Raw genomic sequence first — 12,786 nt, 5'->3', positions numbered from 1 at the left:
AAAATTTTAAGGGCTCTTTTAAAGGACCTTAAGTTTGGCGAATTTCAGAAGCAGCTTTTTAATTCCACCTTTTTCGAACTCAATTTCCGCCTTTTTATCCTGTCCTATCCCATCGATCTGTAAAACTTTGCCTTTACCAAAACGCATATGCTCTACCTCATCCCCTGCCTTAAGCTTTATGGAAGGACCATTGTCTTTAACCGGTTCAGGAGTAGTAGCTGGCCTTAGCTTGCGAAGTTTCCTTAATTGTTCATCTGTAGGTTTATGAGAAGGCGGCGGGGTCCCGTTAACAGGTTTTGTTTGCCTGAATTTGCTTTTATCAACTTCCCCAAATATATCTGTATCAATTAGAGGTTTGTACCTGTAATCCTCCTGCGGTATCATATAATCCAGGAACTTATCGTCAATTTCTTCAATGAACCTGCTGGGTTCTGCATCAACCAGTTTCCCCCAGCGGTATCGGGATTGAGTATAGGTGAGATAAGCTTTCTTCTCGGCTCTTGTTAAGGCAACATAGAAAAGCCGCCGCTCCTCTTCCAGTTCAGTCCTGGTATTCATACTCATGGCAGAGGGGAAGAGATCTTCCTCCATCCCTACAATATAGACAAAAGGGAACTCCAGTCCTTTTGCAAGGTGAATGGTCATAAGGGCTACCCGGTCTTCATCCCCCGTATCCTTATCCATATCTGTAGCAAGCGCTACGTCTTCAAGGAATTCAGAGAGCGATCCGGTAGCATCTGCCAGTTCTTTCTGTCCTTCAACAAAATCCCTGATCCCATTAAGCAACTCCTCAATATTTTCTATACGGGCAATCCCTTCAGGGGTTCCGTCTTTTTTCAGTTCCTGTAGGAGTCCGGTTTTTTTGGCCACTGTTTCAGCCACCATAAAAGCATCTTCTGTTTGATTAAGGATCTGGAAACTTTTGATCATATTGACAAAATTCTCCAGCTTGTTTTTTGTCCCCCTGTTGATCTTGAGGTCAATTTTGTCCAGGTGCTCAATGATCTCAAAAATGGAACGTTTATAATGGTTTGCGGCAATACTCAACTTGTCTATAGTAGTTTGCCCTATACCCCTCGCAGGATAATTAATGACCCGCTTAAGAGCTTCCTCATCTTTGGGATTGATAAGCAAACGCAGATAAGAAAGTACATCCTTTATCTCCTTACGTTGGTAAAATGACAGACCTCCGTATATTCTGTAAGGAATATCTTTTTTACGGAGCGCGTCTTCCATCGCCCTGCTTTGGGCATTGGTGCGGTAAAGGATAGCGAAGTCTCCGTTCATCATCTGGTGCTCCATTCTGTTCTCAAAAATAGAACCGGCAACAAATCGTCCCTCCTCCCCGTCTGTCAGCAGCCTGTTCACTACTATTTTGGAACCATCATCATTAGCCGTCCACACCACCTTATCCAGTTTCGTCTTATTCTTGTCTATGACAGAGTTGGCAGCCTCCACAATATTCTTTGTAGACCGGTAATTCTGCTCAAGGCGGTACATCTTAACATCGTCATAGTCCTTCTGGAAGTTCAATATGTTGTTAATATTAGCCCCACGGAAGGCATAAATACTTTGAGCGTCATCACCTACCACACAAATATTCTGAAATTTATCAGAAAGTGCTTTTACAATCAGATATTGGGAATGGTTGGTATCCTGGTACTCATCAACCAGAATATACCTGAAGCGGTTTTGGTACTTTTGAAGCACCTCAGGAAAACGGTTAAGAAGTTCGTTGGTTTTAAGCAACAGGTCATCAAAGTCCATGGCCCCGGCTTTAAAACAACGGTCAACATATTCCTTATATATCTCCCCCAACCTTGGTTTCTTAGACATGGCATCTGCCTCCTGCAATTCGGGGTTTTGAAAATAGGCTTTCACCGTGATCAAACTATTCTTATAGGAAGAAATACGGGAATAGACCTGCTTGTACTTATATACATCTTTATCCAGCCCCATCTCTTTGATAATGGCTGAAATTAGACGCTGGGAATCCTGGGTGTCGTAAATGGTAAAATTGGAAGGATATCCCAACTTGTCTGCTTCAAATCTGAGCATCTTTGCAAAGATGGAGTGAAAGGTTCCCATCCATAGGTTCTTAGCCTCGCTGTTCCCTACGATCTTTGCAATTCGGGTCTTCATCTCCCGTGCCGCTTTATTGGTAAAAGTAAGGGAAAGGATATTAAAGGCATCCACCCCCTTGCTCATAAGATAAGCAATACGGTAGGTAAGCACCCTGGTTTTTCCAGATCCTGCGCCTGCAATCACTATCATAGCCCCGTCCTTTTGCAGGACAGGAGCTCTTTGCGCTTCATTTAATTCGGCTAAATAAGATTCCAATTCTTTCTTCTTTTAAAGGGGTGAAAATAACCAAAAAGAGACAAAAAGAGTACAGCGAGGAGTATTCTTTTTTAAACAAAATTGCCGCAGCCGGTTCCGTTTTTAGATATCTTTAAAGATATTTATTTTGAAAGAGGAGCAAAAGAGGCTACCTTTTGCTTTTTTTAAAAAAATAAATTATGGATTACCTGCTGGATTTCCTCGCTTCAATTCCCTGGTGGATGTGGATCCTGATAGTTCTAATACTCATTGCCCTCCACGACATTTTTATAAACAAAAAACACACCATTCTGCATAATTTCCCTTTGGTGGGACATTTAAGATATTTACTTGAGAGTATTGGGCCCGAATTGCGGCAATATATTGTGGCGGGTAACCGGGAAGAGCTTCCTTTCAATCGTATTGAACGCAGCTGGGTTTATGCATCTTCCAAAAATGAGAATAATTACGAAGGTTTCGGGACAGATCAGGACATCTATGAAGTGAATTATATCTTCATCAATAATGCGGTTATACCCTATGCCATGCCGAAAGACCATCCAAATAAGAAAGATCCCTATTTCGTTGCCTGCGCAAAGATAATGGGAGAACACCATAATCGCCAAAGGCCGTTCAGACCGGCTTCGGTTATCAATGTTTCGGCAATGAGTTACGGATCCCTTTCGGCAAAAGCTATCGAATCCCTGAACCTGGGCTGTAAAAAATCCTATGCCTACCACAATACCGGGGAAGGTGGACTTTCCCCCTACCATGCTGCGGGTGCAGATGTTGTATTTCAAATAGGTACTGGGTACTTTGGGGTAAGGAATGAAGATGGTTCTTTTTCAATGGAAAAACTGGTAAAGCTTTGTGAAAAATATCCGCAGGTAAGAGCCATAGAGATAAAGCTTTCCCAGGGAGCCAAACCGGGCAAAGGTGGGGTTTTACCTGCTTCTAAGATCTCACCCGAGATCTCAAAGATACGTCACGTGCCCATGGGTAAAGACGTTCTTTCACCCCCTTCCCACAGTACCTTCAGCAATATGCAGGAATTGGTTGACTTTGTAGAGGATATCGCTGAAAACACCGGCCTGCCGGTAGGAATTAAAGCCGCCATTGGAAAACTGGATGAATGGAGGGAGCTTGCTTCTATAATGAAAGACACAAACAGAGGGCCTGATTTCATTTCCATAGATGGTGGTGAAGGTGGGACCGGTGCGGCACCACCAAGTTTTGCAGATCATGTTGCCCTTCCCTGGATCTATGGATTCACAGATGTTTACCAGATCTTTCAAAAATATGATCTTACCAACCAGATCGTCTTTGTAGGAAGTGCCAAACTTGGTTTTCCTGCAAAGGCAGCCATGGCTTTTGCAATGGGTGCAGATGTGATCAATGTCGCACGCGAAGCTATGTTGAGCATAGGGTGTATCCAGGCCCAGTCCTGCCATACCAATACCTGTCCTACAGGTATTGCAACCCAGAACCGGTGGCTGCAGGCAGGCATCAATGTTAAAAACAAAGCAGACAGGGTGAATTATTATTTCAACAACTTCAGAAAGGAACTGCTGGAGATCACTCATGCCTGCGGGTATGAGCACCCCTGCCAATTTACCATGGATGATGTGGAGATCAACCTGGGGGACCGCTTTATCGCTAAATCCCTTGCGGAAACTTTTACATACAATAAAACTAAAGTTCCATTTGATTCTGTTGCTACTTTGGCAGGATGTCCTAACTTAGGCGGCTCATACAGAAAAGGACAAGAAACCGACGTAAAAGAGGTTGAGACTGAAGAAACCTCCGTTTCAGATCAATAAGTAAATCTATGACAGAAGATTCAATTTTACAGCTGCTGTTCTACCTCCTCCCTGCCGTCGTAGTGGGAGTGATCGCTTTTTATTTTTTTAACCTGCACACCCGAAATGAAGAACAGCGCCGCAAATTTTTGCTGCACCGGGAGAATCAAAAACATGCCTTGCCTCTGCGCATGCAGGCCTATGAAAGAATGGCTTTATTCCTGGAACGCATCGCACCGGGAAACCTGCTGGTAAGGGTGAAACCCGGCAGGAACAGCAAAGAAGATTATGCTAATCTACTCATAAGAACCATTGAACAGGAGTTTGAACATAACCTGGCACAACAGATCTATGTGAGCGAGGAGTGCTGGAATGTCATCAGGGCTTCCAAAAATGCAACTATAGCAAATATCAGGAAAACCGCAGGAAGGGAAACCCTGGAAAATGCAGATGAACTTAGACAACATATCCTGAACACCCTCCTGGAGCAACAACCTCCCAGCGAAACCGGGTTATCCTATATAAAACGTGAAGTAAAGGCACTTTGGTAAGAATTCCCTAGTTCTGAACCTGGCTATTAATGCCCAAATGCTGCTCGAGAAGTGCTTTATCCTCTGGCAGCAAATTTTCCATTTTCAGGACCTGCTTCAGCATTTTTCGCGCGAAATCCCTGAACCGGAAATTATGGTGTCGGCTTGCATCCAACAGATCGTAAATGTTACGGCTGCTAAAAGCGTTAAGCTGGAATAAATAATCAAAGGCGTTTTGCCTAAGCTGAAATCTTTGATGAGGAGCGGTATACCCCGATAATTCTTCCAGGTATTCTTTCTTTAGGTTCTGCGGGATCTCTGGCGTGGCCAGGCTCAGGGCCAACCATAAGGTGCGAAGGTTCCCGTCGAGATAACCCTGTTGCCCATCTGTCTCCTGAAGGTATCTTAACCTGTCCTGCGGAAAGTTCATCCACAGGTTAAAAAGCGCAGCTTCCCTGGTGACATATGAATCGTCCTTAAGTAAACTCTCATAGCGGCTTTTTAACTGCTGCGGAATTCTTTGAAGGGAAAAGGCGATCGCCTGCCGAACAGAAAGATTGTTCGAATCAAATGCTTTTTTGTAAAGATCGATCACTTCTAAAGGATCCTCCAGGGCCAGTTGATAAGCTGCCTCCTCACCCACCCTATCCTTCACCGGAAAACTAAAGGCCTCTGCCAGCTTCTCCCTTTTGCTTTCAATAGGAAGCGGTTTTTGGGCTGCTACTTCAAGATAACTCCTTATAAAAGCAGATCTTTTGAGGGATTCCAGGGCAGCGGTCCCCTGGAAAGCTGACTGCAGCAGCCAGTCATCCCTAAAAGCAGATAGATCCTTTGCTGTTACCTGTTCCACTTCAGCCATAAAATCCTGTGTGGTCACCATTCCGAAGGAATATTTTTCCAGATAATTTTTCATGGCCTTATTAAAAGCTTCTTTCCCTATAAGTTCTCTGAGGATATGCAAGGCCCAGGCACCTTTTTGGTAAAAGGTGAGGGAACTTGCATTTGGGTTCAAAAGAGATTCGCCCTTGCCCGAATCACTCATTTGTTTAAGTGCTTCTGCGCTTTGGTATAAGTTCCAGTAGAAATAATCCTCTCCAAAAACCTCTTTTTCGGCAAGCAGGGCATAATAGGTTGCAAACCCTTCCTGTAGCCAGTGGTGCTCCCCTGAGGTGGCAGTCACCATATTCCCGAACCACTGGTGGGCCATTTCATGCGCGTTGACATTAACATAGTTGCGGTCGTTAAACCCGGTAGAATCTACAAGAAAAATATCTGAAAATATTGTGGCACCGGTATTTTCCATCCCGGCGTAGAGAAAATCCCGTACGGGTATCTGTTTGTAATTTTGCCAGGGATATTTCACTCCTGTTTCCTTTTCCAGGAAAAACATGATCTCTTTAGAATAGCGATAGGTAGGTTCTACCAGGTCTTCCATACCCCTGGGGAAATAGTGATGCATAAAAATACCGTTTTCTGAAATCTCTTCCACTCTTTCAAAATCTCCTGCAGCCACAGCCACCAGGTAGCTGCTCATAGGTTGCTCCATATCGTATGCCCAGCGGGTAAGAGTATCATTTACGGCCTCAGATTTTTGTAAGAGTCCGTTCGCCACTACCTGTTTTTCATTCTCATAGAATATGGTGAGATCAAATTCCACTTTTTCTGAAGTATGGTCAAAACTGGGCAACCAGTGGGAGGTATACTTTCCCTGCCCCTGCGTCCATACCTGGTATTCGGCAGGTTCACCTTCAGGCCGGGTATTGATGAAGTACATGGTTTGTTTGGGAAAGGCAGTGTAGGTAAAACTTAGGGAATTTGCTTCAGACTCTTCAAAAGAGGAAAGCAGGTGCAATTGCTTTTCATCATTAAAAAACCGAATTTTTTCTCCATTTAAAAGAACCTTCTCAAAATCCATTTTTCGGGCATCTATCGAAACGGTATCCGTAGGTTGCAAGACATCAAAAGTGTACACCAACTTACCTTTTACAGCAGCTTCCGAAGGGATAATGGTAACCTCAGCCTGCAAATGTTTGAAATCAACGGAATTCTTTTCCTGGGCCGTAATTTTCAAGGCAGTTAAAAAGAGTAATATTAAAAAACCGGGCTTCATAAGATCAAAGATACATTTCCTGGTTCAATTTTACAGAACTGTCCATCGGGGAGGGTGTACTTTTTCATTTTAAGGAACTGCAACCGGCTTTTTTTTTATCTTCGTTTCCATGAATTCGAACCTGCTGCAAACCCCTATTGACTACCTTAAAGGTATCGGCCCCAACCGGGCAGACATCATGCGGAAGGAGGCAGGTATTCATACCTATGGCGACCTGCTGAACTTTTTTCCCAACCGTTACCTAGACAAGACCCGTTTCTATAAGATAAACCAGCTACAGCGGAACTCTGCCGAAGTGCAGGTGGTGGGAAAGATCATGCACCTTCGAACCGTGGAACAGAAAAAAGGTAAGCGCCTGGTGGCCGATTTTGTGGATGAAACCGGAAAGATGGAACTCGTTTGGTTTAGAGGGCATAAATGGATACGGGAAAATCTTAAACTCAACACCGCATATGTGATCTTCGGAAAGACCAACTGGTTCAATGGCGTTTTTAGTATGCCACATCCGGAGATGGAGTTGGTCGAGGAATATAAAAAGAACCTGAGAACGGCCATGCAGCCGGTTTATCCCTCTACCGAAAAACTGTCAAAATCGGGGATCACCAACAGGGTCTTTAGTAAATGTATGCAGCAGCTGTTCCTGGAAAGTGGCAACAAGATCTTTGATCCGCTGCCGAAGGATCTTCTGGAGGAGTTACACCTGCTTCCCAAGGCAGAGGCTATTTTCAATGCGCATTTTCCCCGTAACCAGGAGCTGCTGGCAAAAGCTCAGTTCCGTTTAAAGTTCGAGGAGTTATTCTACATTCAGCTTCAGTTACTAATGAAGAATCTGCTTCGCAAAAAGAAAATCAAAGGTTACCTTTTTGAGGAGGTGGGTCAGAACTTCAGTGATTTCTACGAGAAGCACCTCCCTTTCGAACTTACCAATGCCCAGAAAAGGGTTATCAAGGAAATACGAAAAGACCTGGGCACCGGGGCGCAAATGAACAGGCTCCTCCAGGGGGATGTGGGGTCTGGAAAAACTATAGTAGCCTTAATGACAATCCTGTTAGCTCTTGACAACAACTTCCAGGCCTGTCTTATGGCTCCTACAGAGATCCTTGCTATACAGCACTTTAACGGTATTTCTGAACTTGTTGAAAGCCTGGGGATCAAGGTGAGGCTACTTACCGGTTCCACCAGGGCTGCAGAAAGAAAAGAGATCCACGAAGCCCTCGAGAACGGGGAATTGCATTTGCTCATTGGTACCCATGCCCTTCTCGAAGAAAAAGTGCAATTCCAAAACCTCGGTCTTGCCATTATTGATGAGCAGCACCGCTTTGGAGTGGCCCAACGTGCCAGGTTATGGAAGAAAAACCAATTACCTCCCCATGTGCTGGTAATGACTGCTACTCCTATCCCCCGAACTCTTGCCATGAGTCTTTACGGAGACCTGGATGTCTCGGTCATTGATGAATTGCCTCCCGGCAGAAAAGACATAAAAACAGTACACAGATACGACAGCAACAGGTTAAAGGTATTCGCCTTTATTAGGGATGAGATCAAAAAAGGTAGGCAGGTCTATGTTGTTTATCCCCTTATTCAGGAATCTGAAAAAATGGATTATAAGGATCTAATGGATGGTTATGAAAGTATCGCCCGGGAGTTTCCAATGCCAAATTACCAAATCTCTATAGTGCACGGGCAAATGAAACCGGCCGACAAGGATTACGAAATGGATCGTTTTGTAAGGGGTGAAACCCAGATCATGGTAGCTACTACTGTAATTGAGGTAGGCGTAAATGTACCCAATGCCAGTGTTATGATCATTGAAAGTGCAGAGCGGTTTGGGTTATCCCAGTTACACCAGTTAAGGGGTCGGGTGGGCCGGGGAGCCGAACAGAGTTACTGTATACTTATGACCGGCCATAAACTTTCTGCGGACAGTAAAACCCGCCTCGAGACCATGGTAAGCACTGGCGACGGATTTGAGATCGCCGAAGTGGATCTCAAGTTAAGAGGACCCGGAGATCTTATGGGAACCCAGCAAAGCGGAGTGCTTAACTTAAAGATCGCCGATATCGTAAAAGATAATGACATTTTGAAAACTGCCCGATACCACGCATTACAGTTATTAAAGGAAGACCCTAATCTGGAAATGGAAAAGAATAAAATAGTGCGCTTCACTTATTCCCAATTAGTGAAGAATAAAAACATCTGGAATTATATCAGTTAATTCCCACACGTCAATTTTTCTTACAATCTCGTCGAATACTTGAATACCAGTATTTTACAAGTCTTTAATTGAGGTAGTTTAGTTCTTCATAATTAACCAAACCCATAAAGGCTTCGGCCCTTTTTTAATTTTCTACTTACTATGGGTGATAACCCCCAATTTTCGAAAAACATTATTTTTTTAAGAATATTTTTGTAAGGAAATTCCTTAACGCCACAATTTTTCAGGTTTCTGCACTCTGAAAAATATTATATTTAAAGATAACTATTTAAATACCAGAGCTATGGAGACAAAGATCAACCTTAAGTGCGTGATGAGTTTATTGCTGATTTGTTTTATAAGTACTGTCTTTGCACAGGATGAAAAAGAATTTCCTTTGGGTTACCTCATTTATGAAGAATATTCAAATAATGGTGTTGATATGGCGATCACCCGGTATCAAGATCTGAAGGCTGAAAAGAGTGACCAATACCCCTGGGATGACAGACAGTTAAATGCGGCAGGTTACCGCATCATGAACGAAGATGGGGATATGGAGGCGGCCGGGAAGATCTTCAGGCTTAATATGGAAGAATATCCGCAAGCTGCAAATCCATATGACTCATATGGAGATTACCTGGTTAAAAAGGGTAATGAAAAAGAAGCCCGCGAATACTTTGAAAAATCGATGGCTATTTCCAAAAATTCTGAAGTTGAGTGGGAAAAAAACGTTTTATACCCCATTACTGCCAGCAAAATGGCAAAACTGGATAAAAAAGACAAACGAATGGATTTCCTTCTCGGGGACTGGCAGATCGACGCCATTGTCTATGAAGATGGAAAAGAAACCCAAAAGATGAAAACAAGTGATAAGATCAAATTTGATGAACCAACCAATTCAATTTACCTTCATCATTTTGATGATCAAAATGAATCCATGGGAGTAAGGATCATTACCTATGATGCCATAGATGATGAATTTGATGTAGCTTACTTTAATAACGACCGTCTAAGAGGAATTGAAGTATCCCATATGAAAATGAAAGACCTGGGTAATAATAAACTTGAATTCATGGACTCCTTTACTGAAAGAGAGGGGCAGGAAATGTTTTTGAAACATGAGATCGAGAAGATCTCAGATAATGAAATAAACTGGGTAATATTTGAAAAGAACGATAAAGATGATTGGCAAAGAGTCTATGCCATGAACATGAAAAAATAACTGGCTTTGATTATTTTAAGTGGAAGGAATAAAAATTCCTTCCACTTTTTTTTGCACAAGATTAAAATTATGTCAAAACCATTCGTAATACTATCTTTGCAGCTGGAAAAATTGATTCAATGAAGATCTCATATAACTGGCTTAAACAATTCATAAAGATAGACCGTACCCCCGAGGAAACCGGAGAACTGTTAACCGATCTTGGGTTGGAAGTTGAAGGCATCCATACCTTCCAAAGTGTCAAGGGAGGATTAAAAGGAGTAGTAATTGGAGAAGTGCTTACCTGTGAGCAGCATGAAAATGCCGACCGTCTTAAGGTCACCCGTGTGGATATAGGTAACGGCGAACCGGTACAGATTGTTTGCGGGGCTCCTAACGTCGCAGCCGGACAAAAAGTTCCTGTTGCCACGGTTGGAACTACTCTGTATGATGAAACAGGGACTCCCTGGGAGATCAAAAAGAGTAAAATACGTGGAGAAAGCAGTCACGGGATGATCTGTGCCGAAGATGAACTGGGGCTTGGAAAGAGCCATGACGGTATTATGATCATGAATAAAGAACTGGTTCCAGGGACCCCTGTAGCCAAACTGTTCGAAATTGAAGATGATCATATTTTTGAGATAGGATTGACCCCTAACAGAGCAGATGCCATGAGCCATTGGGGAGTGGCAAGGGATCTAAAAGCCGGATTCCAGCAGCAGGGGGATATACAGGAATTAATCACCCCTTCTGTGAGCAGTTTTCATGTTGACAGCCGCAACCTAAGGATTCCTGTTAAGATACATAATGCAGACCTGGTGCCCAGATATTGTGGTATTACCCTTTCAGACATCAAAATTGCCGAATCTCCAAAATGGTTGCAGAACAGGCTAAAAGCCATAGGGATCACACCAAAGAATAATGTGGTTGATGTGACCAATTACGTAATGCACGAATTGGGACAACCCCTTCATGCCTTTGATGCCGCCAAGATCGCGGGAAATGAAATTCACGTAAAAACACTACCGGCAGGAACTAAATTCATCACCCTTGACGAGGTGGAACGGGAACTCCATGAGGAAGATCTTATGATCTGTGATACTGAAAAACCTCTGGCTATCGCGGGAGTATTTGGAGGAACGGGAAGCGGGGTTTCTGATGAGACTACCAGTCTCTTTATTGAAAGTGCATATTTTAATCCGGTTACCGTACGTAAGACTGCAAAAAGACACGGTCTTAATACAGATGCTTCTTTCAGGTATGAAAGGGGTATAGACCCGAACATCACAGATTACGCCATTAAACGTGCCGCCCTGCTCATCCAGGAACTGGCTGGGGGAACAGTGACCAGTGATATCGACGATTATTATTCAAAGAAGATCGAAGATTTTCCGGTTTTTCTTACCTATGACAAAATAAATTCCCTTGTGGGGCAGAACCTGGACAGGGAGACCATTAAATCGATCCTTACCTCTCTCGAGATAAGGGTAAACAATGTTACCGAAACAGGCATGGGACTCACCATACCTCCCTACCGGGTAGACGTGAAGAGGGAAGCAGATGTTATTGAGGAGATCCTAAGGGTTTATGGATATAACAATATCGAATTTGGAGAAAAGATCAACGCCTCGGTGGCGAATTCTACCAGGTTTGAGGATTATAAACTTCAAAATCTTATTGCCGATCAATTGACGGGACAGGGATTTTTTGAAACCATGGCCAATTCCCTTACCACCCCCATGCATGCTGCCCTGAGTGAACAACTAAAAGAAGAACATTCGGTAAAGATGCTTAACCCATTAAGCCAGGACCTTTCGGTTCTAAGACAGTCCTTGCTTTTCTCTGGACTGGAAGCAGTGAGTTACAACCTTAACAGGAAACGCAATGATCTTAAGTTCTTTGAATTCGGAAAAACCTATCACCAGTTTGATTCCGGAAAGCTGGAAAACAAACACCTTTCGATTTTCATTTCGGGGAACCGTGCTTCCGAAAGCTGGAACAATCCATTAAAAAAGAGTGATTTTTTCTATTTAAAAGGGGTTTTGACAACAGTTCTTGAAAGACTTGGAATTTCTGATCTGAAATCTTCACCGGTTAAAAGTGATGTATTTTCCGAAGGAATGATCCTGAGCTTTAACAAGACCAGACTAGTAGAATTTGGAGTGATAAAGAAGAAGATCCTAAAGAATTTTGATATTGAGCAGGAAGTGCTGTTTGCAGATTTCCGTTGGGATGAAGTTATCGCTATCGCGAAAGAACAAAGCATGAAATTCCGGGAAATTTCTAAATTCCAGCCCGTGCGAAGAGATTTTGCATTGCTGCTGGACAACTCGGTAAGTTTCGAGGACATCTATCACATAGCTTTTAAAACCGAACAGAACCTGCTCAAAAATGTGAATCTTTTTGATGTTTATGAAGGAAATAATCTTCCCGAAGGCAAGAAAAGTTATGCTGTAAGTTTCATTCTTCAGGATGAGAAGAAAACCCTTACAGATAAACAGATCGACAAGATCATGAATAAACTTCAGCAGAATTTTGAAAAACAACTGGGAGCCGAATTAAGATAATTATTGGCCGCAAATAAAGAAAAGCCACCTGAATTATCAGATGGCTTTCTTGTTTCTATCAAAGTC

7 protein-coding genes are annotated in these 12,786 nt (G+C 43.0%); 5 read left to right on the top strand and 2 right to left on the bottom strand.

Annotated elements, in window-relative coordinates; genetic code table 11:
- Window positions 1–18: 18 nt before the first annotated feature.
- Window positions 19–2,340 (bottom strand): ATP-dependent helicase, encoded by a 2,322-nt coding sequence (locus ACFSTG_RS00235; protein ID WP_380747300.1) that lies wholly within the window; start codon window positions 2,338–2,340, stop codon window positions 19–21.
- Between the two features lie 179 nt (window positions 2,341–2,519).
- Between ACFSTG_RS00235 and ACFSTG_RS00230 the strand changes: the two genes are divergently transcribed.
- Window positions 2,520–4,139, top strand: a complete 1,620-nt coding sequence (locus ACFSTG_RS00230; RefSeq protein WP_380747298.1) for an FMN-binding glutamate synthase family protein — start codon at window positions 2,520–2,522, stop codon at window positions 4,137–4,139.
- Between the two features lie 8 nt (window positions 4,140–4,147).
- Window positions 4,148–4,669, top strand: coding sequence for a DUF7935 family protein (locus tag ACFSTG_RS00225; RefSeq protein ID WP_380747296.1), 522 nt, complete (start codon window positions 4,148–4,150; stop codon window positions 4,667–4,669).
- A gap of 7 nt (window positions 4,670–4,676) precedes the next feature.
- Here ACFSTG_RS00225 and ACFSTG_RS00220 read toward each other — a convergent pair whose 3' ends face one another.
- Complete coding sequence (locus ACFSTG_RS00220; protein ID WP_380747294.1) at window positions 4,677–6,758, bottom strand: M1 family metallopeptidase; 2,082 nt, start codon at window positions 6,756–6,758, stop codon at window positions 4,677–4,679.
- A gap of 109 nt (window positions 6,759–6,867) precedes the next feature.
- Here ACFSTG_RS00220 and recG point away from each other — a divergent pair, with 109 nt between their 5' ends.
- The 3 genes from recG to pheT all read left to right on the top strand — a co-directional run bounded on the left by recG (window position 6,868) and on the right by pheT (window position 12,720).
- Window positions 6,868–8,973 carry an ATP-dependent DNA helicase RecG gene (gene recG, locus ACFSTG_RS00215; RefSeq protein ID WP_380747292.1) on the top strand — a complete coding sequence of 702 codons (2,106 nt, stop codon included), beginning with the start codon at window positions 6,868–6,870 and terminating at the stop codon, window positions 8,971–8,973.
- Between the two features lie 283 nt (window positions 8,974–9,256).
- Window positions 9,257–10,174, top strand: coding sequence for a tetratricopeptide repeat protein (locus ACFSTG_RS00210; protein ID WP_380747290.1), 918 nt, complete (start codon window positions 9,257–9,259; stop codon window positions 10,172–10,174).
- A gap of 119 nt (window positions 10,175–10,293) precedes the next feature.
- Window positions 10,294–12,720: a phenylalanine--tRNA ligase subunit beta gene (gene pheT, locus ACFSTG_RS00205; protein ID WP_380747288.1), complete on the top strand. Its 2,427-nt coding sequence runs from the start codon at window positions 10,294–10,296 to the stop codon at window positions 12,718–12,720.
- The last annotated feature ends 66 nt before the right edge of the window (window positions 12,721–12,786 follow it).

This window comes from Salinimicrobium flavum (assembly GCF_042684505.1).
Classification (GTDB): domain Bacteria; phylum Bacteroidota; class Bacteroidia; order Flavobacteriales; family Flavobacteriaceae; genus Salinimicrobium; species Salinimicrobium flavum.
The sequence above is the reverse complement of the archived record's forward strand: the minus strand, read 5'-3'. Positions and strand labels throughout refer to the sequence as shown.